Genomic DNA, 22,393 nt, shown 5'->3' on the forward strand with positions numbered 1-22,393 from the left:
GGTGAGAACTCATCTACCGGAGGCTCCACGTCTGTCTCCGGCCTTCGACGACTTCTCCCGAAAGGCCCGAAACGCCACCACGAGCGTCCCAAAAATCCCAATCATCCCGATTATTCTTTGAGATCACCTCACTGAGTGCTTTTCATCCCGCCTCGCGGAGCTGAAGAACGAAGATCGCTTTGACGAACTGACTTGCGAGAGTGGGCAGCAGCGGAGTTTGCGCGGGATACGCCAAGTCTTCAGCTGCGCATTGGCCCGTCCGCCCGGTCCGCGGAGCTTGGCGTGGGCAGCGTTGACGGCCTTCTGTGAGGCGGGCTTGTAGCGGCCCTTGTAGGGCACGCGTACGTGCTCGCCAGCACCGACGTAGCCCTTGTCGGCGAGGGTGACCAGTGCGCCTGCCGAAAACTCCATCCACGCAGTTCAAGCCGCATGTGAGTAATCGTGAAGGACGCCGCCGAGAGGGTTTCGTCGGCGTACGTTCAGGTAGATGATTCGCCCGCGATCGGTGATCGGGTTCGGGGCGGAACGTAGCGGGGCGGCTTGGTTCAGGGCTTGATGGGCTCGGTGCTGGTTGTAGAAGCGTTCGTGCTCGCGCAGGGCATGCCGCAGGTGGTGTTCGTTCCATACGGGCAGCGGTCGAGGAGTTCGTGGCGGCACGACTGCACCCATCGCTTCATGATCGAGTTCTTCCGCGGCACCTGGATACCGGTGATTATGGTCTTGATGCTGGCCTCGGCGACCTCGTCCATGAGGGTGGGGAACTTCCCATCCCTGTCCCGCTCGGAAATCCGGTTTCGTACTGTGAGCTGGGATTTTGCTGCGCGCTCGGAACGGCTGCTGCGACCATCCCAAGGGTGTTGTTATCGCTTGCCTACCAGTTGATGAGGGGCCTGTTCAACCTGCTGACAGTACTGGTCCGCGCTGACCTGTCCAAGGACGTTGAGCTGCTGGTGCTCCGTCACGAGAACCAGGTGCTCCGCCGTCAGCTCGGCGGCCGGCCGCAGTGGGGTCACTCCGACCGGCCCTGGCTGGCGGCGTTATCGCGGCTGGTCCACCGCCGCCAGTGGGCGGAGATGTTCCCGGTCACCCCGGCGACGATCCTGCGTTGGCATCGTAGCCTCGTGGCGCGTAAGTGGACCTTGACGGACAGGAGGCGCCCGGGACGGCCAGGCACCCGCCCGCCGGTCAAGGCACTGATTACTCGGATGGCGCGGGAGAACCCGACCTGGGGACATCGGAGGATCCAAGGGGAATTGGCTCGCCTGGGCTACCCGATCGCGGCCTCCACGGTGTGGGAGATCCGGCACGCCGCCGGCATCGATCCCGCGCCGGGCCGGGCCGGGCCGACTTGGCGGCAGTTCCTGACCGCCCAAGCCCACGCGATCATCGCCTGCGACTTCCTGATGGTCGAGACGCTGCTGCTCAAGCGGCTGTATGTGCTGGTCTTCATCGAGCACGGCACCCGGCGACTGCACCTGGCCGGAGTAACCGCACACCCGACCGGAGCATGGACCGTGCAGCAAGCCGCAACCTGGCCAGGAACCTGGATGCCCGCATCGCCGGGCTGCGGTCCCTGATCCACGATCGAGACCCGCTCTACACCTCCGCATTTCGGGAGGTCTTCAAAGCCGAAGGGCTGCGGATGGTCACAACGCTGCCGCGGACGCCGAGGATGAACGCCAGCTGCGAGCGCGTCATCAGCACCCTGCGCCGCGAACTCCTGGACCGGATCCTGATCCTTGATGAACGCCATCTGGCACTCGTGCTCCAGGCGTATCTGATCCATTACAACGGGCACAGGCCGCACCAATCGCGGTACCAGCGTCCCCCGAACGTCACAACGCAGCCCGCCCGCGACGTTACCGAACTCAACGACCTGCGATCCATCCGCCGAAAACCCGTCGTCACCGGCATGATCAGCGAATACCAACCCGCCGCTTAACCGCAGCTCAGACCCCGTAACTCAATATTCGAGCGGCACAACCTCCGGCTGCCCGCCGGGCTGGCCCCGGCCGAGGCGCTGACGCTGCAGATCACGGTCCAGACGGCCTTCCTGGTCCTCGGGACGATCGTCGCGGGCCCGCTCGCGGACCGGCTGAACCGGCACAAGCTGTTCGTGCTCATCTCCTCGCTGATGGTCACCGTGTCGGTCGCGCTGCCGCTGGTCTCACCGACCTGGCCCGTCCAGCTGGCCGGCGCCGTCATCGGCGGGGTGGGCTTCGGCGCCTGTCTCTCCGTCGACCAGGCACTGGTCACGCTGGTCCTGCTCTCGCTCGTCGGAGCGCTCATCCGGGTGCGGAGCGGCCGGTAGGACCCCGTTCGCACCACCTCCTTCGCGCCGAAGTCACGCGGAGGAGGTGGCGCGTCGCGGGTGAAGGTCAGCGGTGCAGCGTGAGCGGCAGGCTGCTCCACCCGTGCGCGATGAACGACGGCACGTGTCCCACCTCGCTCGCGTCCACGGCCAGCTGAAGGTCAGGGAACCGGGCGAACAGGGCGGGCAGGGCGGCCAGCGCCTCCTGGCGGGCGAGCGGAGCCCCGATGCAGCGGTGCACGCCGATGCCGAAGGCCAGGTGCTCGGCGCTCTGCCTGGTCGGGTCGAACCGGTCGGCGTCCTCGCCGTGCTGGTCGGGGTCGTGCCCAGCCGCCAGGTAGCTGGTGATGATCGCGTCGCCCGCCTCGATCCGGACGCCGCCGATCTCGATCGGCTCGATGGCGAAGCGCAGCGGCAGGTTGGCGATCGACGGCGCCCAGCGCAGCGTCTCCTCGATCACCGCGTCCCAGGAGATCTCCCCGGCCAGCACCCGGCGGAGGTGGTCCGGATGGGTGAGCAGGGCGTGCACGGCATTGCCGATCAGGTTGACCGTGGTCTCGTGCCCGGCCGCGATCAGCAGCAGCAGGGTGTCGCACAGCTCGGTCTCGCTGAGCGAGTCACCGCTGTCACGGACGTTGATCAGCTCGGTGGTCAGGTCGTCACCCTGGTGCTCGCGCTTGTAGGCGACCAGGGCGGGCAGCACCGTGGCGATCTTGGCGGCCGTGGCCGCCGCCTGCTCCGGGGTGGCGGTGGTGTCCATGATGGCCTCCATGACCTGGGCCATCTCCTCCCGCATGTGCGCGGGAACGCCGAACAGCTCGCAGATCACCCGCATCGGCAGCGGGTGGGCGTAGGCGGCGCGCAGGTCGACGGGCTGACCGGGCGGCTGCGCGGCCATCGCGTCCAGCAACTCCGCGATGATCTGCTCGACGATCGGCTGCATGGCCTTGCTGCGGCGCGCGGTGAAGCTGGGGGCGATCAGCTTGCGCAGCCGGCGGTGTTCGTCGCCGTACGCGCTCAGCATGTTGGACACGCCGATCCAGGTGATGATCCAGGACCAGCCCGGCGTGGCGAACGCCCGCTCCAGCTGCCCCCAGTGCCGCTTGTCCTTGCTCACCCGTGGATCGAGGATGAGCTGCTTGAGCAGGTCGTGCCTGGTGACCGCCCAGGCCGGGATGCCTCCGGCGAGCTCTACGAGGACCAGGGGGCCGAGGTCGCGTAGTCGCCGGACCTCCCCTGGGAGGTCGGTGCCGAAGGGGTCGAGGACGACGGGGGCTGAACTGCCCAAGGGGATTCTCCTGGCTGATCAGGTCGAATGGGAGTGAAACGCACCGGCAGATGTGCCAGCGCGCGGTGGAACGGGCCCGGCCGCCACGAGAGCTCCTCGCGCGGCACGGTCAGTTCCAGGTCACACAGGTGAGAGGTCAGGCGCTCGATCGCGGTCATCGCGATGATCATGGCCGGGTCGCTGGCCGGGCAGCGGTGCGCCCCGGCGCCGAAGCCCAGGTACGCGCCGCCGTCGGAACGCAGCTCCTCGGGCACGTTGGTGGGCTCGGTGTTGGCCGCGGCGTAGGAGACGAGGACCAGTTCGGCCGGCTGGATCCAGGTGCCGTGGAAGTGCACGGGCTGACGGACGAAATAGGGCCCGTAGTTCGACATGGCGGGCTCGGCGCGCAGGGCTTCCATCAGGGCGTCGTACGTGCCGAGCGCGCCGTTGGTCAGCGAGCTGTAGTAGCGGTCGTCGCTGACCATCCGGGAGATCGTGTTGGAGATCAGGTTGGCCGTGGGCTCGTACGCGGCGGCCATCACGAGCACGAGGGTCTCGGCCAGCTCGTTGGGCTGGAGCGCGGCCGGATGGTCGATGAACCACGACGTCAGGTCGTCGCCCCGCTGGGCGTGCTTGGACTGGACCAGCTCGCCGATGTAGCGGCTGAACGCGTCGCTGCCCCGCTTGCCCCTCTCGCCGTCGGCCTCCATCAGGTCCGCCATGGCCTTGATCAGGCCGGCGCTGTCGGAGTCGGGCCGGCCGAAGAGCGAGTTGAAGATGCGGGCCGGGATCGGCTGGGCGAACTCGGAGACCAGGTCCGCCTCGCCCTTCGCGGCGAACTGGCTGATCAACGAGTCCGACGCCTCGATCACCATCTGGCGCAGCTTGTGCGGCTGGACCAGGTCGAAGCAGTCGGAGATCACCTTACGGAACCGGGCGTGCTCGGCCCCGTCCGACATCAGCGCGTTCGGCCGGTAGCCGAGCATGGCGACGGGTCCCGCGGCCTCGGGGGTGTCGGGGACCCGCGCCTGCCAGGCACTGCCGTTCTTGATCCAGACGCCGCCGACGTTGGTGAGCACGTCGAGCGCGGCCTGGTAGCCGATCACCAGGTGGGCCTCGATGCCGGGGGCGATCTCCACGGGCGCGACCGCGCCGTGCCGCCGGCGCAGCTCCGCGTAGACGGCCTGCGGGTCCCTGGCGTACTCCGGCCCGTAGAGGCGGCCCGCGTCGGGCATGTAGCGCAGAGTCATGACAGCACCAGCTCTCTGATGTGCTCCACCAGCGCGATCAGCGAGGCACGGGCGGAGACGGGGTCACGTGCGTCGCACACCACCAGCGGCGTGCTCGGCTGGAGGTCCAGCGCCTGGCGCAGGGCGTCCGGCGGGTAGTCCGGCGAGTCGGGGAAGTGGTTGACGGCCACCGCGTAACGCAGGCCGGCACTCTCCACCAGGTCGAGGACGGCGAAGCTGTCGTCGATCCTGCGGGTGTCGGCCAGCACCAGGACCCCCAGCGCGCCACGGACCAGCTCGTTCCACAAGACCTGGAACCGGGTCTGCCCCGGCGCGCCGAACAGGTACAGCACCACCCCGGGCATGGTGAGGCGGCCGAAGTCGATCGCGGTGGTCGTGGTCGTCTTCTCGTTCACCCCGGTGAGGTCGTCCACCAGCGTGCCCGCCTGGGTGAGCACCTCCTCGGTGTTGAGGGGCTTGATCTCCGAGAGAGCGTCCACCAGGGTCGTCTTGCCCACGCCGAACGGCCCGGCGATGACCAGCTTGACCGGTATGTGTTCGGTACTGATACGGCTTTCAGAGAGCGCGGAGGCCACTGAGCACCAACTCCAAGATCTCAATGTCGGGCAGGTCGGTGGCTGGCGGATCGCGGGTCAGCAGCGTTCCGCTTCCGACCAGCCCGGCGACCAGCAACCGCACCACGCAGTACGGCAGGCCCAGGTGCGCGGCGCACTCGTACACCGACAGCGGCCCGTCCCGCAGCAGAGTCAGCAGATGGGACCCCGGGGGGTCGAGCCCGTGGGTGGCGGCGTCGGGCGCGATGTAGACCAGGGTCGTGCGCTCGACGTGGATGTGCTCGGGTACGGTCAGTCGCGCGGCGGCCATGTAGTCAGGGACGACCCGCCGCCGTTGTCGTCCGGAGGTCATGCCCGGACGCCTGGCGCCCTGGCCGCGCTGGCCTCGTCGAGAGCCTTGATCAGTTTCTGCACCTGGAGCTGCACCTCGTAGGCCAGCGTGCCGATGTTGACGCCGCCGGTGGCGGCGACCACGATGGCGGCGCGGTCGCCGGCCGGGGCGACGTAGTAGTAGCCGTTGCCGGCGGAGATGACGATGTCCACCACCTCGTCGTCGGCGCCGTTGCTGAGGCCCGCGCACAGGGCTCGCGCGGCCCCGAGCACGGAGCTGGTCATGGCGGCGGCCCGCTCGCCGCTCTCGGTGGTCACGTTGGCCGAGCCGCCGAGGATCAGCCCGTCACGGCTCAGCACCACGCCGCTGGCGACACCGGGCAGCGCGAGCAGGGGTGAAAGGACCCAGGACACGTCGAGGGGCAACGGGCGACCCTTGGCCTGAACCCGGCCGGAAGCGCTGTGAGCGTCCATGGAACGGTCATTTCCCTTCGGTTGCGTCGTGCTGCTCGGTGGGGAGCGCTTCGCGGCGGCCCGCTTCGGCTCCGACCTGGAAGTCGCCCCATCGTTTCTGGGCCTCTTCCGGGGTGGTGAGCAACCTGCCGCCCGTACCGCCGGAACCGCTGCCCGTGGTGGCCGGCGGAGGGCTGGTGTCACGCGGCTGCTGGCGGCGGCGCTGTGGCAGCGGCGCCAGTTCCTCCGCCGACCGCTGCAGGGGCGCCGTGACGGGCTGAGGCCGTGCCGAAGAGGTGGCCGGCTCGGGCCGTGCGGCTGAGGTGGCCGGCTCGGGCCGTGCGGCTGAGGTGGCCGGCTCAGGCCGGGGGGCAGGGGCGACCGGCTCGGGCCGGGGGGCCGCCGTCGGCTCCCGACGGGCGGTGGGAACGGACACGGGCTCCGGCCGGGCGGCCATGGCGGCGGGAATGGGATCCCGGCGGATGGCCGTGGCGGCGGTCGGGGCGGCCGCGCGCACCGGCTCGGGCGCGAGCACCGACGGCCGGCTGTCCTCCGGCATCTCCACCAGCAGCGCGGTGGGGATGTTCAGCACGGCTTGCACCCCGCCGAAGGCGCTCTTCTTGACCGTGACCTGCATGCCGTAGTGCGCGACCTGGCGGCCGATCGCCGCCCAGCCGGTGCGGGGCGGGTTGCCCAGGTCGACCAGGCGGACCGGATGGTTGCCGCTGAGCAGGCGGCTCGCGCGGGCGTACTGGTCCTCGTTGAGGCCGACGCCGGCGTCGTCGATGACGATGGCGGCGCCGTTGTTGGTCTCGTGCACGGCGATGGTCACCTTGAGCGTGCCGTGGGAGTGGTGCACCGCGTTGGCCAGCAGCTCGGCGGTGATGAACAGGATCGACTCCGCGGCGCGGGCGGCGACCCCGATCCGGCGGCGCAGGTGGTTGGCCGGGCCCTCGATGCGCAGCTCGAAGTTCTCCACCCGCGAGACGGCGCCCACCACCAGGTCCACCAGGTAGGTGTCGTCACGCGACAGGCCGGGGGTGGCGCCGCAGGCGATGCCGGTGACCTGCATCCGGCGGATGATCAGCTCGTTGAACATGTCGAGTCCCAGCACCTCGCGCAGCAGCGCCGTGTGCTCGTCGCCGCTGTAACGCTGCTGCACGCCGGCGAGCAGGTCCTGGGCGCGCAGGGCCTGGCTCTGCACGCGGGACATGGCGCCTCTGATGACGGCCTGGGCGCTCTCGTCGATGCGTTCGGCCTCCTCGCGGATGCCCCGGGTGAGGGCGTCGAGGACGGCGCGGTGCTGCCGGTCGATGTCCGTGCCGGCGAGCGCCTGGTTCTGCATGCCGGGCACGATCACGTGCGGGGCGCGCAGGTGGGACAGCAGGGCGGGGATCCGCTTGTTGATCAGATGGTCGGTCTCGGCGCGTACGAGGTCGTGCTGGGCGCGGGCGTCGCGCACCTGGTCCGCGTTCTCCTGGACCTTGCGCTCCGCCTGAAGCAGGCGCTGGCTCCAGGCACTGGACTCTCGGGTCAGGTGGTCCTGTACCTGACGGTTCTGCGCGAGTTGCCCGCGGGCCTGGGCGAGCTGGCCGCGTACACGCAGGTAGAGGATCAGGACGCCCGCGAGGGCGAGCACGAGGACGGCGATGCCGATCACCGTCGGGACGCTGAAGGAGTCTGGCGGCATGAAAGTCCTGGGGTCGGGGGGAGTCGTCGGGATCTGTCGACCGCCGCGAAAGGCACGCGCTAGCGGTGAGTGCCGGTCCCGTCTGGTGGCCGGTCGGGGCCGCGCCGATCTGGCGCGTGCCTTTCCGCGTCGTCGGCGTCGCCGGAAGCCTGGTGCGGCTCTGCCCGGTGCGGCTTCGCCTGGTACGGCTCCGCCTGGCGTGGCTCTGCCTGATACGGCTGTGCCTGATACGGCTCTGCCTGAGGCATCGCGAGGCCGAACGACGACATGGGAATCCTCGTCTCACTAGAACGACGGCCCAATCGGGTGACCAGTATTCCGCTTAAGTCGCGTTAGTCAACTGTGTGTAGTTCCGTCACTCCGCTCACAGCACCTCAGCGGACGGGTGCGGCGCTCCGCCCCGCATGCGCCGCCCGCTCACGACCTGCGCCTCCTCGCCAGGCGGGCACGACCGGACGTCAACTGCCAACCTGACCGAATGTTGTGGCACCAGTTCGCGAGACCCGCCGCGGAAGACGCCCTCGGGGCCGTGCGCCGCCGGCGCCGCCGCGATCGCGCCGTGCGGAGTGGCGTCGTCGGGCAGCCGGAGGTGACGCTCGTCCGGCTCGTCGCCAGCGAGCACCACCAGCATCACCAGCACCAGGCCCACCATGAAGGCGATATAGTTCGGGGAGTCCGTCCCCCGGTCCGCCGGCAGCGTCGCGCCGATGGCGCCGACCACGAGCAGCATGAGCACAGTGACCACGAGCATCAGGCAGCCGAGCTTGCCCCTGCCCTGCCGGAGCGCGGCGGAACGCACGTCGAAGGCGGTCCCGTCGGGCGGCTGCCGGACCACCCGCACCGCGACCGTGGGCAGGCTCCACCGCTGCACCTCACCGCGACTGAGCAGCACCCCGGCGAGGATCCCGCGGCCGAGCAGTGCGGTGACGCGGTCGATGGCCGAGGCGTAGGCGCGGTGGGTGTTCGGGTTGGCCGTGCGCGGGATCGCCAGGAAGGCGTCGGCGGCCTCGGCGAGGGTGATGTAACCGCCGCGCAGGGGAGCGACCTTCGGCGCCGAGCCGATGCCGGCCTGTGGGTGCAACATTGTGTCGCCTCATGCGACCTGCGCGTACTCATGCAGGAGGCCGCCGAGCCGGTCTCGTCGGGAGACCTCGATGTCAGCGTCGACTGGATCGGGCAGCGCCCGCAGTGGGCTGGCCCGCTTCAGAGCTCGGTGCGGACGATGCAGATTGAAGTAGGTCTCGTACTCGGCGAGGACCTTACTCGAGGCAGATCTTGTGCGAGCTGCAAAGGGCCTTCGACGAGGCGCCTCTCCGCCCTGGGCCCGGCTATGTGCTGCAAGTAATGCCGGCCCTGGAACCCCACAGGCTCCCGGCCCACCGATCCGCCTCCTCGTCCTCTTCGAAGGCACGTTCCCAGGCGTAGGCACGAACGAGGTCGTCCATGCGATAACACGGCCAGCCGGTCTCGTCCAGGCCCGCTGAGCCGATCATGTGCAAGCCCATCAGGTCGTCCACGATGAAGGCGCCGCGATCGGCGACCGCCGTGCGATCGCCGGACCGGCGCCGTCCGCCGTCGGCAGTGCCGGCGTTCGCCGTAACCTCCTGGGGCGCTGCGGCGCCGAAAGCCCAGACAGGGACGTCCCCCAGGGGGAGCATACTGACCTTGCGGAGCGCGCGCCGGGAGTCGGGTGGTAACGCACGGTACGACAGACCGATGCTGGCGCGTACGTCGAGATCTCCGCTGGCGAGCAGGTCCAGCCGCCGGTTCGAGCCCGCCAGCTCCGCCGCCACCGCTGCCAGCCGGCGTTCCGGGCGAGTCTGGATGCGGCTCGCCACGGCGCGCACGGCCAGCGGGAGCCCCGCGCTGTACCGGACAATGTCAGCGGCCTGCGCCGGCTCGCACGCCAGCCGCTCCACGCCGATGACGGATCCGAGCAGGCGCAGCGCCTCGTCGTCAGAGAACGAACCCAGCGCCAGCCGGTGAGCCCCCTCCAGGCCGGACAGCGGGCGACGGCTGGTGATCAGCACCGCGCTGCCGGCGCCGGGAAGCAACGGCCGCACCTGCGCCTCGTCCGCCGCGTCGTCGAGCACGAACAGATAGCGGCGATCGACCGTGAGAGACCTCAGCAGTGCTGAGCGCTCATCGATGTCGCGGGGAAGGGCGCCGCGCGGCACGCCCAGAGCCCGCAGCAACTGCCCCATGGCGTCCGCCGGGGTTCTCGGGGCCGAGAGCCCGGCCAGGTGCAGGTAGAGCTGTCCGTGCGGGAACGCGGCTCGAAGCCTGTGCGCGACGTGGACGGCGACTGCCGTCTTGCCGGCACCGGCCGCGCCGGACAGGACGACCATGGCACGCCCGCCGCTGGGCCCGCCCCTCTGGCACTGCTGTTCCAGCTCGGCGATGGCGTCCTCACGACCGGTCAGGTCGGGAATGCCGGCGGGCAGGGTGCAGGGCGGCGGCGACGCCGGCCTGAGGCCGGCCGCGGACCGCGGTCGCGCCACTGATGGGCGGGCCCTCTGGAGTGATGCGGGGCTCACAGCCGGTGCCGCTCCCCCGTCAAGCTCTCCACGCAGCACCGACTGATAGATGGAGCACAGCTCCGATCCCGGCTCTGTGCCCAGTTCCTCGACGAGCCGTCGCCTGGTCGTCGCGAAGACTTCCAGGGCTTCGGCGTTACGTCCGGCCGCGTGCAGCGCACGCATCAGACCCGCGGCCAGCGGCTCCGCCAGCGGGTACTCGCTGATCAGCGCATGCACCTGGGGGATGACCCTTTCGTGGTTGCCCAGATCCACTTCGAGCCGGGCCCAGGCCACCACGGCTTCCACCCGGTAGAGACCGAAGTGTGCCCGGGCCCATTCGGCCCACGCGCCGTCCACACCTTCCAGCAGGCGTCCCCGCCACAGGCCAAGCGCCTCACGCAGCAGCGCCACTCTCGCCCTGTCGTCGAGGCTCTTGTCCAGCGCCAGCTCAGCCAGCCGGCGGAAGCGCAGCAGGTCGACCCGGTCAGGATCGACGTCGAGGAGATACCCGCCCGCGTGGCGCTCCAAGCTCATCCGGACGCCGTCGGCCTTCTCCGCCGCGGTCAACAAGCGGCGGATTCGCGTGATGTGGGCGTACACGGCACTGCGCGCTTCTGCCGGTATGAACTCGCCCCACACCCTGCCCACGAGGGTGGGCACCGATACCGGCCGGCCGGCATCCACGGCCAGCGCCGCCCAGACGGCACGCCGCTGCGGTGGACCGAGATCGATGACCTGGTCACGCATCCTCAGCTCTACCGACCCGAGTAACCGAAGTTCCGCCACGCCACCTCCGGACGAGTCCGTTCAGCCGATCCCCTGCCGTCGTGTTCCTGCGCCTCCGGGTGGGGCGAGCCGGGGCGGACGCGCGTTCCTCTCGGTGAGGCGTCGTTTTGATCGCGCGTCTTATGAGATACCGGTCAGGGCGCAATCGGCAGTCCTATTTCGAGGCGTCCTATTTCTAGGACCGGTCTCCGGGCATGGCCGATGTGCTCGCCGAGTGGCGGGACGAGACCGCCGTACGGGGTGCGCCGGGCACCTTCGCCGACTTGACACACGCCCTCTCCGTGAGCGCCTAGTGTTGGATCATGGCAACGTACGTCCGGTCCTTTCGCGTCCTGGGAGCGGTCACGGTGACGGTCGAGGGAGTGGAGGCTTCCCTCCCGTCACAACAGGCCATGGTGCTGGCAGTGCTGCTCCTGAACGCCAACAAAGTGGTGCCGGTCGATCACCTCGCGCACGTCCTCTGGAGCGACTCGCTTCCCGGCAGCCACCGATCCCGGATCCGCATGCTGGTCTCGAAGCTGCGGGCGGCCTGCCACGCCGGTCCCGACGAGCTGATCGTGACACGCCACTCCGGCTACCTCCTGCACCTGCGGCCCGACCAGCTCGACTCCGACCTGTTCGCCGACCTCGTCCGGCAGGCGCGTGCCGCGGCGACGGACGACCGTCGCGAGGAGGCCGTCGCCTTGTACGGCAAGGCACTGTCCCTCTGGTCCGCCCCGCCGTTCCCGGGCATCGATCACCCCTCTGCCGAAGCCGCGAAGGCCCGCCTCGAAGAACTCCACATCGCGGCCATCGAAGAGCGCGCCGAGGAACTCCTGGCGCTCGGGCGAGCGGCGGAGGTCGCCGGCGACCTGAGCGAGGTCGTGGTGAACAATCCGCTACGCGAGCGCACGCACGGCCAGCTCATGCGAGCCCTGTCCGCCACCGACCGGACCGCCGAGGCCGTGGAGCTCTACCATCAGTTACGTCTGCGCCTGCGCGAGGAGCTCGGCCTGGAACCGGCGGCGCCGTTACGCGAGCTGTACGACCGGCTGATCAAGGGAAAGCGGCAGGCAGGCCCGCGGCACCTGCCGCCGGCCACGGGCAGGTTGATCGGCAGGCATGCCGAGCTCGGCAGGATCACCGCGGCCTGCCAGGGGCCGGTCAGGACCGTGACCGTCGTGGGGCCGGCCGGCGTCGGCAAGACCAGCCTGGCCCTGCGGTGGGCGCACGAGCACGCGGCTGACTTCCCTGACGGGCAGCTCTTCCTCGACCTTCGCGGATTCCAGCGCAATCCGAAGACCACCGACCCGCTCACCCGCCTCCTGTGCGCCCTCGGCCACGCGCCGAGGGACGTGCCCGAGGACCTGGATGCTCGCCTGTCCCTCTACCGGTCCTCGCTCGCCGGACGTCGCATGCTCATCGTTCTGGACGACGCCGTCGACGCCGCGCAGGTGCGTCCGCTCCTTCCGGGTGAACCGCACTGCCTCACCCTCGTGACCAGTCGCGACCGCCTCAGCGGCCTCATCGCGCGCGACGGAGCCGAACGCATCACGCTCGACGTCCTCTCCCTGGAGGACTGCCTCGCGCTGCTCGCCAGCTCGACCGGAGAGCGCAGGACCGCGGCCGAGCCGGAGGCCGCAGCCCAGCTCGTCCGCTTGTGCGGACGCCTGCCGCTCGCACTCCGGATCGCGGGAGTCCTCCTGTCCGACCATCCGAACTGGACGATCGACGACTTCGTGACGCGGCTGGCCGACCATGGACGGCTTGCCGGGCTGCGCATCGAGGGGGACGACGGGGTGGCCGTGCGGCAAGCGCTCGAACAGTCGTACGCCGTGCTGGCGCCCCCGGCGCGCCGGATGTTCCGGCTGATCAACCTGATCCCCGGAGAGGGCATCACCGTCGGAGCCGCGGCCGCGCTCGCGGACGTGGGCAAGGACGAGGCGGAGGACCTGCTCAGCGAGCTCGCCCGCGTCCATCTCGCGACCGAGACCGGCGTCGGCCGCTTCGCCTGCCACGACCTGCTCGCCGAGCTCGCGGGCGAGTTCAACGCCGCCGGCGACCCCGCCGAGCGAGAGGCGGCCGCCGACAGGCTGATGAACTACTACCTGCACAGCATCGCCGCTGTCGCGGGACTGGCGTACAACCGCCCCGTCGACCTGCTCACGGAGCCGTCCGCCGTGGCGCCGGAGGTCTTCGCTTCGCGGGAGGAGGCGGAGGCGTGGATCACGGCTGAGTGGGAGAGCGTGATGGCGGCGGCGGAACACGCTGCCCGTCACGGGCTGGCGGGTATGGCGTGGCGACTGGCCCACGCGCTGCGCATCGTTCTCTACCGGCGGCGCTGGATGCTCCCGTGGCTGCACCTGGCGCGTCTCGGGCTGGAGGCGGCCCGGCGGGACGGCAGCCTCGTGGGGCAGGCGGCGATGCACCTGTCGCTGGGGCTGGCGCACTACTGCACCGGCGACTACTTGCTGTCGGCCAAGGACCTGGAGAAGGCTGCGGCGCTGTGTCGTCGCGCCCAGTGGCTGAGCGGGGAGGCCGACGCCCTGCGCGCCCTCGGCTCCGCCCTGGCCATGCCCGGCCGCCACCGGGCGGCCGTGGGCAGGACCCGTCAGGCGTTGAAGATCTACGAGTCGATCGGCGACCGCGACCGGGCGGCCTCCAGCATCAACAATCTCGCCTATATGCTGCGTCACCTCGGCCGGCTGGGGACGGCGGAGGAATATCTGGAGCGCGCGCGAACCATGATGGCCGAGACGGAGAGCGCGGAGTTGCACATCCTGACGCTGGCCGGGCTCGGTCTGGTCAGGCAGGAGCAGGGCCGGCTCGGCGAGGCGATGAGCGTTCTCAGCCACGCGCTGCGGCTGGCCCGAGCGGCCAAGGTGCGCTACGGCCAGGTGGCCGTGCTGGACTCGGTTGCCGCCGTGTACAGCGACGCCGGGCGTGACGAGGACGCGCTGGCCGCCCGGCAGCAGATGCTCGACCTCGCCGTGAGCATCGGCGACCACGGCTATGAGATCCTCGCGCTCATCGGCCTGGCGCGGGCCGAGATCCGGTTGGAGCGGCCGGTCACCTTCCAGCTCCACGTCGCGAGCCGGGAAGCGGAGAGCATCGGACACCGCCAGGGCTGCGTGGAGGCCGCGCTGGGCTCGTCGGAGCTGGCCATGCGCGAGGGACGGCTCGAAGAGGCCCGCGCATACGCCGGATCCGCGCTGGAATGGGCGACGGCGGGATACAGCCCGGGCATCGGCAAGGCGGAGGTCGCTCTGGCCGTGGCCGATCTCGGCCTGGCGGAGCTCGAGCGGTGCACGAAACATTGCGAACGGGCCCTGCGCGCCTTCGGCAGGACCGGTCAACGCCTGGGCTACGCCCGCGCACTGGACGTTCTGGGACAGGCACGCGAGCGGAGCGGCGACGAGCGCGGGGCGCGGTCGGCCCGGCGGCGGGCACAGGTCGTCATGAACGGCATCAGCCTCCTGTAAGGACCCTGAAGGCACCGGCGAGCGCCGTCCATGCCGGAGGCGTTCGCGGTACCGGCTCACCTGCCGAGACGTCGTGACCCTCCTGGAGCATGCGCCCGGGATGCGCTGCGTATGCGCCCGGGCAGAAAAATGATCGGCCGTGTAGGTGCAGTCGCTCGGCTCGGTCTGCTCACTGGCCGGAACCGGTCCGGCTCGCCTGCGTCGCCCTGGAACGACAAGAGCTGACGCGACTGAACAGGGGGCCACCCGGATGTATCCGCCCAGCGGCCGAGTTCCTGCCACGGTGCTCGCCAATATCGTGATCGACGAGTCCATCGCCATGCGCGGGGCCATAGCCTCGGCGGCTGAAACGCCCGGCATCGTCCTGCGCACCTTCACCAGCTTCGACAGCGCGTTCACGAGCCTGACCGGCGACGGGAGCAGATTTCCCGGAGTCGTCGTGCTGAATCCGCTCGGTCTCACCCGTCATACAGAGCGGGTGAGAGCGCTGTGCGACCGCCTCCACGTACTGGCGTTCTGCCCGCCGGTCAACGCGTCGGATCTCTTCCGCCTGATCAAGCTGGGTGTGGCCGGGCTGGTCGACTGGTCCTCACCGCCGCGGATGCTCATCGAGGCGCTGGAGGTGCTCTCGTGGGGCGGTTCCTACATGTCACAAACGCCGGTCGTGAAGCCGTCACACTCGCCTCACGGCAGTTCCCGAGTTCCCCACGACGCCCAGTCGCTGACCTCCCGGGAGCTCGACGTCCTCGGCCTCCTGGCGCAGGGGATGACGCACAAGGAGATCGCGCGGTCGCTCAGCCTGTCGAAGACCACCGTGGACACGTACGTGCAGCGCATCCGCCGCAAGCTCAAGGTCGGGAATAAGGCGCAGCTCACGCTGGCCGCGTACACCATGGGGCTGCTCAAGCCCGGTCAAGACCCTGACGTCACATCGCACGAGACGCCCCGGCAGGAGCCGCGTCCGGGCTGCCCAGCGCCGATCTGATGATGTCGAGCACCGCCTGCCGTTGCGTGTCCAGGTAGAAGTGCTCGCCGGGCAGCAGGTGAGTCTGCACCCTCGCACGTGACAGCTCGGCCCAGGCGGCGAGCCGTCGAGGATCCACCAGTGGATCCTCGCGACCCGCCAGGGCCGTTATCGGCACAGGCAGCGGCGGCCGCGAGCGATACCGGTAGGCTGCCGCCGCCGCGAAGTCGGCTCGAATCGTGGGCAGGAACAGGGACAGCACCTCGACGTGCCGGCGCTCTTGCGAAGAGATCCCGCCCAGCCGCAGGACGTACTCCAGCAGCTCGGGATCGGGCAGTTCGTGCACCTCGGCGGGGGCCGGCGCCCGGTGATGTGCCGCTTCCAGCCCGGAGACGAACAGCTCCGCCGGAGGACGTCCCCGCCGTACCAGCTCATGCGCGACCTCGAACGACAGCAGTGCCCCCAGGCTGTGGCCGAAGAGCGCGAACGGCCGATCGGCGCGCTCCAGCAACGGTCCGGTCACCTGCTCCACGAACAGCTCGACGGTCGGCAGCGGACGCTCGCCGATCCGGTTCTCCCGGCCGGGCAGTTGTACGGCGATCACTTCGAAGGCCGGGCCCAGCGCTGCCTGCCAGTTCCGGTACGCCGACGCGCCCATGCCCGCGGCCGGGAGGCAGAACAACTGCACGCGGGCATCCGTCAGGTCATCGTGCGACTGGAACCAGCGCGCATCCGCAACGCCTTCACTCATGGTCAAGCTCCTACGTCTCTCAGAGTGCACGCAGCCCGAGATCATGCGGTGAACGATCACCGGGTTCTGCTACGGCACCGCCAGCAGGGGGCCGTAGAGGCGCCGATACCAGGCGGACGCGTCCACCGGCGGCTTGATCGGTGCAGAGTCATCGAGCCCTTCCGGTCCAGGCACCCGGCGTGCGGCCACTGCCTCCATCAGCGTCACCTGCTGGGTCGCGATCGCTTGGAAGGCGTTCACGCGAGCCTGCCGGCGCCGTTCGAAGGCGGCCAGGGCCTCAGGACGGCAGCCATGTGTGCCGATCTCCTCACCGAGCACGGCCGCGTCCTCGACGGCCAGACCGCCGCCTTGAGTCGTCGCAGGGGACACCGCGTGCGCCGCATCCCCGATGAGAACCACGCGACCGGCCACGAATCGGCTGGTGGTCAGCGCGAAGGCGGACCGGGTCACCAACTGCTCGTCCAGGCGCATGGAATCCACGAATCGGCGCACCTCGCCCGGCATGTCGCCGCACCCGTTGCGCAGGACTTCGAGCGGATCGGGGAGCTCGGAGCGCAGGGGCTCGGAGGCCGCGATCTGGAAGAAGACGGCCATCCGTCCCTGACCGATCGGCATGAGGCCGAACGTGTGCGGGCCATGCCGCCACGTGCGCCATTCCGCGGAGGAGGACGGTGTCAGGGGTAGCACCGTCGTTCGGATGAACGTGTGCCCGGTGAACCTCGGCTGGGCATCCGGATCGACCATGTGCCGTGTCCACGAGTTGATCCCATCGGCTCCGACGACCACCTGATAGGTCTCGCTGTCCCCGGTATTGAAGGTGACACGCACTCCCTCCGGCTCCTGTATCAGCTTCAGGGGTGCCGTCGACCAGTGGATCGTGTCGGGGTCGAGCTGGGAGAGCAAGAGCTTTCCCAGCGTCCGGCGGTGGACGGCCAGGGGAAGCTCCGGCCAGACGCTCTTCCATTCCACTACGGTCTCGCTGCCGTCACGATCCATCGCGACGTTCCGCTCAATACGGCTTCCCTGTTGATCCAGAGCCCCGCGCAGGTGGTCCAGGCAGGCGAGCGCGTTGGGATGCAGCACGATGCCGGCGGTAGGAACGCGAAGCGCCTCCGCCTGCTCGACGACTTGTACGGACACGCCGCGTCGCTGCAACTCCCCCGCCACGGAGAGCCCGGCGATGCCGGCGCCGACTACGAGTACCTCAGGCGGCTTCATCTACACCCCTTTCATGGCCTGCGCCGACAGCGGAGAGCTCCCTTCCGGCCGGTCGAAGAGGACCAGCCGGCGTGCTTGCTCCTGTTCGAGCAGATCCAGATACCGTTCCCTGGCCATGACCCGGGCGCCGAGCCGGTCGAACAACGGGGAGGTCTGCTGCAAGTCGACCCACCGAGCTCCGCCGGCGGCCAGGTGGTCGACCAGATGCAGGAAGGCGAGCTTGGATGCGTCCGGCCTCCGGTAGAACATGCTCTCTGCCGCGAACACGCCACCGCAGTCCACGCCGAGCACGCCCCCGACCAGCTCACCGCCGTCCCAGGCCTCCACGCTGTGCGCCCTGCCCGCGGCGTGGAGACGCCGGTACCCCTCGGCCAGGTCATCCGTGATCCAGGTCGGCCGGCCGCCCGGCCGGCTCGCACGGGCGCACCCGTCCACGACCCCGGCGAAATCGCGGTCGATCGTCAGGGCATAGGGTCGCCGGCTCGCCAAGGTGCGCAGGGACCGTGGCAGATGCAGCCGATCGAACTCCAGGACCGCCCGGTCCTTGGGGCACAGCCAGACCAGAGTCGGCGGATCGCCCATCATGAACGGAAAAATCCCCTTCTGATACGCGACCACAAGGTTGTCCACGATCAGTTCACCACCGACCGCAACGGCGGAGAGGGCGGAGTTGCGGGGGTCGGCGAATTCGATCCGGCTCCGGCTATCTGCTGAGACCTGCATCGTTGTGCTCTCCCTGCGGGTCATCCATCCGCAAGCGCAGGCTCAAGGGCCGCATGTCCGTCCACAGCTCGGTGATGTAGTCCAGACAGTCGCCTTTCGGTCCGGTCTTGCCCACCGGCCGCCAGCCGCCGGGCAACTCCTGCTGGGCGGGCCAGATCGAGTACTGCTCCTCGTGGTTGACGACCACCTGATAGATCTGGCTCTGCGCGTGCGCGTCCGTCATGGCGCGTTTACCTCCAGTCGGTCCATTGAGTGATCGAGGAAAGCGGTGAGGCGCTCGGCCACCTGTTCGGCCAGGTCCGCGCGCAACATCGTGTGGTGGTCGCTCGGTACGGACCCCACCTCGACGAGATCCCCGTACAGTGCCGCCCAGCCCAGGGTGTCGTCCAGCTCGGGCCACAGCGGATCCTTCTCGGCCTTGATCAGCAGCACGGGGAACCGTGCCACGGCGGCCGGCTGACCGCGCCGGATGTACTCATCCGCGGCGCGCAGATTGTGCCCGTAGACGGCGAGAAGCCGCGCCAGGCGTTCGCTGCCCGCGTCCACCGGAAGGACACCGGCCTGCCGGGCCCGCTCGAGAAGGTGCGCGAAGCGGCCCTCGCTGTCCATGGCCGGGAGCTTCGCCCCGTCCAGGACGAGCTGGTAGTGCCACGCGAACCGGGCCAGCAGCTCGAGCTCCTCGTCCGCGTCCTCGCCGGCGTCCGTCTGGACCTCGACCGTCTCGTCCGACAGCGACTCGGACGGCGCGGCGCTGTCCAGGACGACGAGTGCCGCCACCGTCTCTCCCTGGCGTACGAGTTGCTGAGCCACCTCATGGGCGATGATGCCGCCCAGACACCAGCCGCCGATCAGATAGGGCCCGACCGGCTGCTGCGCTCGGATCTCCTGCGCGTAGGTCCGTGCCATCTCCTCGAGGCCGGCGGGCATCGAGCCGTTCGGCCGCAGTCCTGCGGCCTCGATCCCGGCCAGCCGACGTCCGGGCTCCATGGCTCGGGCCAGTTCGGTGTACGCCAGCACGCCACCACCGCCCGCGTGCACGCAGAAGAAGGGAGCCGGCGAATCGGCCTGATGACCCGGCGGCGCATCGCCGACCGACCGCTCCTGGATCCGGCAGGCCAGTGCCTCCACGGTGCTGGCCTCGAGCAGAGCCGAGAGCGGGAGGTTGGCGCCCGTGCCCTTCTCGATCTCCGACATCAGCCGGATCGCCAGCAACGAGTTGCCGCCGCTGCGGAAGAAGTCGTCGGTCACGCCGATGGCGGGTTGGCCGAGGACGTCGCGCCAGATGCGCAGCAGGCTCCGTTCCGTGGCGTCCGCCGGTTCACGACCGGCGCCAGAGCCCGTCACCGGTGCCGGCAGCGCGGCTCGGTCGACCTTTCCGTTCGCCGTGAGTGGGAGCCGGCCGAGCACGACGACATCGGACGGCTGCATGTAGACAGGCAGTCGTGCGGCCAGGTGGGTGCGCAGGTCGTCCACATCCAGCGGCCCGTCGCCCGACGTGACGTAGAGGACCGTGCCGGTGTGACCCTCACGCGGATCCAGCACGGCCACACACTGACGGGCGCCGACGTACTGCGCGGCGACCGCCTCGATCTCGCCGAGTTCCACCCGATACCCGGAGACCTTGACCTGCCCGTCCTCGCGCCCGACGAAATGGAGCTCGCCGGAGGGCAGCCTTCGGGCCAGGTCTCCCGTGCGATACAGCCTCCCGCCCGCCGCCGTGCCGTACGGATCGGGCAGGAACCGTTCCGCGGTCAGGCCGGGACGGTTGTGGTAGCCGTGCGCCACGCCTGTTCCGCCGATGAGGACCTCGCCGGTGACCCACGCCGGCACCTCGTGCATCGCGGGGTCCACCACGTAGACGGCGGCGCCGCCGAGGGGTCCGCCGATCGGCGCCGTGGCGAGCCGCTCATCCAGCGGGCCCGGCGCGACCCGGTGATAGGTGGCGCCGACCGTGGTCTCGGTCGGCCCGTAGTGGTTGATCACCTCGCACGGGGGGTCCAGGGCTCGGATGCCGTCGAGCAACTCGCGGTCGAGCGCCTCGCCGCCGGTGATCAGGTAGCGGCGAGGCATGAGGGTCGCCGGCGACCAGGACGCGTGCATGAGCGCCCTCAGATGAGACGGAACGATCTTCAGGACGTCGACGGCGTTGTCGCGGATGAGACGCCCGAGCCGGTCGGCATCGGTCATCTCGTCCCGGGTGGCGATGATGAGCCGGCCGCCGGTGCACAGCGGGGGGAAGAGCACCGAGTTGCCGAGGTCCGCGGCGAAGGTCGAAACGTGACAGTAGGTCAACGGCTCCTCGAGTTCGAGGGTGTCCACCAGACCTGTCACATAGTCGGTCAGACTCGGCTGCCCGACCAGCACGCCCTTGGGGGAACCGGTGGTACCCGAGGTGTACATCACGTACGCGGTATCGGCCGGGACCACTGTCCGTGCCTCGATCGCGTCGCCGAGCTGTTTGCAGCCACCGGACCGCAGCACGATCGCGGGCAGATCCGCTGGGATGCGGGACGACCACTCGACGTCGGTGAGCACTGCGCAGGCGGCGCTGTCGTCGAGGAGGAACCTGATCCGTTCGTTGGGAAGTGCGGTGTCGATGACGGTGTACGCGGCGCCAGCCCGGAGGCAGGCCACAATCGCCGCCACCAACGCGGGTCCCCGTTCGAGCAGCACCGCGACAACCGTGCCGGGCGCCGCGCCGAGCCGCCTCAGCGTTTCCGCCGCGCTGCCCGACCACCGGTCCAGGTCGCCGAATGTGAGCCGCTCGGCGGCGTGCTCGACCGCGGTCGAGGCCGGCCGGCGGCGGGCGGCCTCGGCGAAACGGTCCCCGATGCTCGCTCGCCTGGCCACCGAGGCGGTCGGGCGGCATCCGCCCGCCTGCGACACGGCCATCAGGCGCAGCTCGCCGATCGGCCGCCCAGGGTCGGCCACCATCTCGCTCAACAGCACGTTCAACGCCGCCACCAGGCCGGACGCGTCCTCCGAACGCACCCGGCCGGCGTCGTACTCGACGAACGCCTCCACCGTGTCCTCGGTACGCAGGCAACGCAGCCGGATCTCGAACAGATCCGTGGCATCGTCGATGTGTCGGATCGCGAAGGTGCATCCGTGTCCGGCGGCCAGCGCGGGCATCACGTGGTAGTCGAAGCCGACGTCGAGTTCGGCTGTGGAGTCCGGCCGGAACCCGGCCCACATCTCGCGGGTGAAGTAGTCCTGGTACTCGGCTCCTTCCGCATCGGCGTTGGCGACCCTGCGGATCACGTCGTCGGCCGTCGCGTCAGCCGACAGCGTCACAGCCATGGGCACATAACGCGTGAAAGCCCCTATCGCATCTTCCAGAGAAGCGTGCCGCCGACCGGGGTGTGCCACGGCGAGGAGCGACTCCTCCTGCCGGCCGTATCGGTACAGGAGGATGGACCACGCGGCCAGCAGCAGCGATCGCGCATCATGTTCCGGGGAGTTCGTGATGGTCGCGACGCGAAGCCGCTCCGGCTCGAAGGTACGTCGGCCGCCGTGGTCGCCCCGCTCACGGAACGGCAGCCGTATCGGGAGCCCCGGGCCCGCGGCCAGCCGCCGCCAGTAGTCCCGGCCGGCTGCGGTGTCGTCGGCGTGCAGGAGCTCGTTCAGCCACTCGGCCAGGTCAGCGTACTGTGGTGCGTCGCTGTTGGCCGAGGTGTCGCCGTCACGATATCGGCGTGCGATCTCGGCCGCGACCCGCGTGATGCCCGAGAAGTCGAGGCTCGGCCCGGGCCCGTGCAGCCGCAGCAGGTGCACCTCCTCGCCCTCCGCGATCAGGCTCGCCTGCAGGGGCTGTTCGATGGCCGCCATGTCGAGCGGTCCGGGTGAGCCGGGGCCGCTGTCCAGCGCGAACGGCTTCGATGCTCCGATGACCTGGACCGGGGCGTCGAGACCAGCGACCCGCCTGTACGTCGTACGCAGGATCTCATGGCCTGCCGTGAGCGCCCCGATCACGTCCTGTAGCCGCGTCGCGTCGACTGCACCGCGGATCTCGAGGTCGCACAGCCAGCGCCAAGGTGTACCGTCCACGGTGTGCCGCGCCAGCCACGCACGCCGCTGCTGCGGCGACAGGGCGAATCCGGTGTCGGTGCTCATCCC

The 22,393-nt window shown here is 69.9% G+C and carries 18 protein-coding genes and 1 pseudogene; 5 read left to right on the forward strand and 14 right to left on the reverse strand.

The genetic code is table 11. From position 1 onward, the window contains the following. Positions 1–142: 142 nt before the first annotated feature. Positions 143–390: pseudogene (locus tag ACBJ59_RS16430) on the reverse strand (transposase family protein); the annotation flags it as partial. 257 nt (positions 391–647) lie between these two features. On the opposite strand from ACBJ59_RS16430, the gene ACBJ59_RS16435 reads away from it, so the two are divergent. From ACBJ59_RS16435 to ACBJ59_RS16445, 3 genes are all read left to right on the forward strand, one after another. Continuing rightward, the gene (locus ACBJ59_RS16435) at positions 648–1,577 is read left to right on the forward strand and encodes a hypothetical protein (protein WP_375111087.1); all 930 of its coding nucleotides are present in this window, start codon (positions 648–650) and stop codon (positions 1,575–1,577) included. Next, positions 1,508–1,942 (forward strand): integrase core domain-containing protein, encoded by a 435-nt coding sequence (locus tag ACBJ59_RS16440; RefSeq protein ID WP_375111088.1) that lies wholly within the window; start codon positions 1,508–1,510, stop codon positions 1,940–1,942. The genes ACBJ59_RS16435 and ACBJ59_RS16440 overlap by 70 nt, the downstream gene beginning before the upstream one ends. Positions 1,943–2,116: 174 nt before the next feature. After that, on the forward strand, positions 2,117–2,311 hold the full coding sequence (locus ACBJ59_RS16445) for a hypothetical protein (RefSeq protein ID WP_375111089.1): 195 nt from the start codon (positions 2,117–2,119) through the stop codon (positions 2,309–2,311). A gap of 67 nt (positions 2,312–2,378) precedes the next feature. Here ACBJ59_RS16445 and ACBJ59_RS16450 read toward each other — a convergent pair whose 3' ends face one another. The 8 genes from ACBJ59_RS16450 to ACBJ59_RS16485 all read right to left on the reverse strand — a co-directional run bounded on the left by ACBJ59_RS16450 (position 2,379) and on the right by ACBJ59_RS16485 (position 11,121). Beyond that, positions 2,379–3,599 (reverse strand): cytochrome P450, encoded by a 1,221-nt coding sequence (locus tag ACBJ59_RS16450; protein ID WP_375111090.1) that lies wholly within the window; start codon positions 3,597–3,599, stop codon positions 2,379–2,381. Further along, on the reverse strand, positions 3,503–4,828 hold the full coding sequence (locus ACBJ59_RS16455; protein WP_375111091.1) for a cytochrome P450: 1,326 nt from the start codon (positions 4,826–4,828) through the stop codon (positions 3,503–3,505). Before ACBJ59_RS16455 ends, ACBJ59_RS16450 begins: the two co-directional genes overlap by 97 nt. Further along, entirely contained in the window at positions 4,825–5,403 is a 579-nt protein-coding gene (locus ACBJ59_RS16460; protein WP_345575686.1) for an ATP/GTP-binding protein, read from the reverse strand. The genes ACBJ59_RS16455 and ACBJ59_RS16460 overlap by 4 nt, the downstream gene beginning before the upstream one ends. Beyond that, positions 5,384–5,734: a DUF742 domain-containing protein gene (locus tag ACBJ59_RS16465; RefSeq protein WP_357892710.1), complete on the reverse strand. Its 351-nt coding sequence runs from the start codon at positions 5,732–5,734 to the stop codon at positions 5,384–5,386. Before ACBJ59_RS16465 ends, ACBJ59_RS16460 begins: the two co-directional genes overlap by 20 nt. After that, positions 5,731–6,186 (reverse strand): roadblock/LC7 domain-containing protein, encoded by a 456-nt coding sequence (locus tag ACBJ59_RS16470; RefSeq protein WP_357892712.1) that lies wholly within the window; start codon positions 6,184–6,186, stop codon positions 5,731–5,733. The genes ACBJ59_RS16465 and ACBJ59_RS16470 overlap by 4 nt, the downstream gene beginning before the upstream one ends. Before the next feature lie 7 nt (positions 6,187–6,193). Then, positions 6,194–7,855 carry a hypothetical protein gene (locus ACBJ59_RS16475; RefSeq protein WP_375111092.1) on the reverse strand — a complete coding sequence of 554 codons (1,662 nt, stop codon included), beginning with the start codon at positions 7,853–7,855 and terminating at the stop codon, positions 6,194–6,196. Positions 7,856–8,219: 364 nt separating this feature from the next. Then, the gene (locus tag ACBJ59_RS16480) at positions 8,220–8,939 is read right to left on the reverse strand and encodes a hypothetical protein (RefSeq protein WP_375111093.1); all 720 of its coding nucleotides are present in this window, start codon (positions 8,937–8,939) and stop codon (positions 8,220–8,222) included. 244 nt (positions 8,940–9,183) lie between these two features. Continuing rightward, a complete protein-coding gene (locus tag ACBJ59_RS16485; protein WP_375111094.1) occupies positions 9,184–11,121 on the reverse strand; it encodes a BTAD domain-containing putative transcriptional regulator in 1,938 nt (645 codons plus the stop codon). Positions 11,122–11,462: 341 nt separating this feature from the next. Between ACBJ59_RS16485 and ACBJ59_RS16490 the strand changes: the two genes are divergently transcribed. Together ACBJ59_RS16490 and ACBJ59_RS16495 are read left to right on the forward strand one after the other, a co-directional pair. Continuing rightward, entirely contained in the window at positions 11,463–14,621 is a 3,159-nt protein-coding gene (locus ACBJ59_RS16490) for a BTAD domain-containing putative transcriptional regulator (RefSeq protein ID WP_375111095.1), read from the forward strand. Positions 14,622–14,766: 145 nt separating this feature from the next. Then, positions 14,767–15,606, forward strand: coding sequence for a response regulator transcription factor (locus tag ACBJ59_RS16495; RefSeq protein ID WP_375111096.1), 840 nt, complete (start codon positions 14,767–14,769; stop codon positions 15,604–15,606). Here ACBJ59_RS16495 and ACBJ59_RS16500 read toward each other — a convergent pair. The 5 genes from ACBJ59_RS16500 to ACBJ59_RS16520 form a co-directional block, all read right to left on the reverse strand. Beyond that, positions 15,548–16,336, reverse strand: coding sequence for a thioesterase II family protein (locus ACBJ59_RS16500; RefSeq protein WP_375111097.1), 789 nt, complete (start codon positions 16,334–16,336; stop codon positions 15,548–15,550). The genes ACBJ59_RS16495 and ACBJ59_RS16500 overlap by 59 nt on opposite strands. Before the next feature lie 69 nt (positions 16,337–16,405). After that, positions 16,406–17,554: an FAD-dependent oxidoreductase gene (locus tag ACBJ59_RS16505; protein ID WP_375111098.1), complete on the reverse strand. Its 1,149-nt coding sequence runs from the start codon at positions 17,552–17,554 to the stop codon at positions 16,406–16,408. Then, positions 17,555–18,277 carry a leucyl/phenylalanyl-tRNA--protein transferase gene (aat, locus tag ACBJ59_RS16510; protein WP_375111099.1) on the reverse strand — a complete coding sequence of 241 codons (723 nt, stop codon included), beginning with the start codon at positions 18,275–18,277 and terminating at the stop codon, positions 17,555–17,557. It lies immediately after the preceding gene. Next, positions 18,258–18,500, reverse strand: coding sequence for an MbtH family protein (locus tag ACBJ59_RS16515; RefSeq protein WP_375111100.1), 243 nt, complete (start codon positions 18,498–18,500; stop codon positions 18,258–18,260). The genes aat and ACBJ59_RS16515 overlap by 20 nt, the downstream gene beginning before the upstream one ends. Next, on the reverse strand, positions 18,497–22,390 hold the full coding sequence (locus ACBJ59_RS16520; protein WP_375111101.1) for an amino acid adenylation domain-containing protein: 3,894 nt from the start codon (positions 22,388–22,390) through the stop codon (positions 18,497–18,499). The genes ACBJ59_RS16515 and ACBJ59_RS16520 overlap by 4 nt, the downstream gene beginning before the upstream one ends. Positions 22,391–22,393: the final 3 nt, after the last annotated feature.

This window comes from Nonomuraea sp. MTCD27 (assembly GCF_041950495.1).
Lineage (GTDB): Bacteria > Actinomycetota > Actinomycetes > Streptosporangiales > Streptosporangiaceae > Nonomuraea.